The organism is Streptococcus halichoeri (genome assembly GCF_009870755.1).
GTDB lineage: Bacteria > Bacillota > Bacilli > Lactobacillales > Streptococcaceae > Streptococcus > Streptococcus halichoeri.
Genome location: NZ_WLZU01000053.1, coordinates 1 through 1180 on the forward strand (window position 1 = coordinate 1; position 1180 = coordinate 1180).

Sequence of the window (1180 nt, forward strand, 5' to 3'; positions counted from 1 at the left end):
CAATGAGCGCCCAAGACGACTTCTTCAATATCAATCCTCAAAATTCCTGTTTGAGCTATCCCGAACAGCTTAACCTCTGGAACTCTAGTTATCTATGAACTGGTTGCACTTGACTTGACAACTTGCGCAAAACAAAAAAAGCGAAAATAATGCTTGCACCACCTGGCAAGTTATAGTATTATAGAAAGGTAGCCGCTATAGTTAAATGGTATAATAAAGCAATGGTAATGCTTCGTTCCGAGTTCGATTCTCGGTGGTGGCAGAAAATATATTAATGAAACCTTATTGTTATAGGGTTTCTTTTGTTTTTGTTCTTAATTTGTTCTTGATAGTCATTTTATAACCTACCTTTATTATTAAGAATTTTTAAAAGCTGATTATTTTCCTTTTCTTCCACTTCTAAAAGCAAATGACCATATGTTTCTATCAGCTGTTTAATGTCTTTAGGACCCATTAATTTTGAAACTAGCCAAATAGCTACTCCGTTAGCCAACAAATAACTTCCATAAGTATGCCTAGCACTAGTTGAAGTCATTTTAGAATCACCGCCTAATCTTCAATACATTGTTCAAACTGTTATTAATGGCACTATTTGACGAAACACCGTACCTTTAAGCCAGCCCCATGCCTTTCCAACGCCATAACAAGCACCAATATAAATTGGTACTTTAAGCAAAAAAGAAATATGCTATAATGAAAAGGCAGAAAAGTTATGACGGTGGCTCTGATTTCTGAAAGGTGGTGGTGCTTATGTGTGTAAGTGCTAAAATCCAAAGAGAAAGGAGCAGATTATTGTCAACTTACGAGATAATGCATCTCATGATTGAGTTTGGTAGCTTTCTACTCTCACTCATCGGTCTGATGATTGTTATCGTAAAAGTAAGCAATAAAAAATAACCGTCTCAACTTTGGCGAGTTAACGGTTATTTTTTAACAATTACATTTGCCACCGTCTTAAACGGTTCTGCTAAGCAGTTGTTACTAGCAACTGCTTTTTTGTTTACACTTATATTATACATTAGCTTAGAAATCGTGTCAATGACTATGTTAATGGAATCATTCCCGTAGTTAGTTATTCCATAGCCATCATAGCTTTTCAAACCCTCAAAAAAGAAAAATCGCCACGTTAAGTAGCGATTTCAGATTGAAGACAAACTGGTCTAAACCTCCAGTTTGTCTT

1 protein-coding gene, 1 tRNA gene and 1 pseudogene are annotated in these 1180 nt (G+C 35.6%); 2 read left to right on the forward strand and 1 reads right to left on the reverse strand.

The window, feature by feature from the left end; genetic code table 11:
- Window positions 1–191: 191 nt before the first annotated feature.
- Window positions 192–262: transfer RNA gene (locus GWD08_RS08615), tRNA-Thr, on the forward strand.
- A gap of 75 nt (window positions 263–337) precedes the next feature.
- Here the strand turns inward: GWD08_RS08615 and GWD08_RS08620 are convergent.
- Window positions 338–611: pseudogene (locus tag GWD08_RS08620) on the reverse strand (site-specific integrase); the annotation flags it as partial.
- Window positions 612–792: 181 nt separating this feature from the next.
- Here GWD08_RS08620 and GWD08_RS08625 point away from each other — a divergent pair.
- Window positions 793–897, forward strand: a complete 105-nt coding sequence (locus tag GWD08_RS08625; protein ID WP_244295531.1) for a putative holin-like toxin — start codon at window positions 793–795, stop codon at window positions 895–897.
- The last annotated feature ends 283 nt before the right edge of the window (window positions 898–1180 follow it).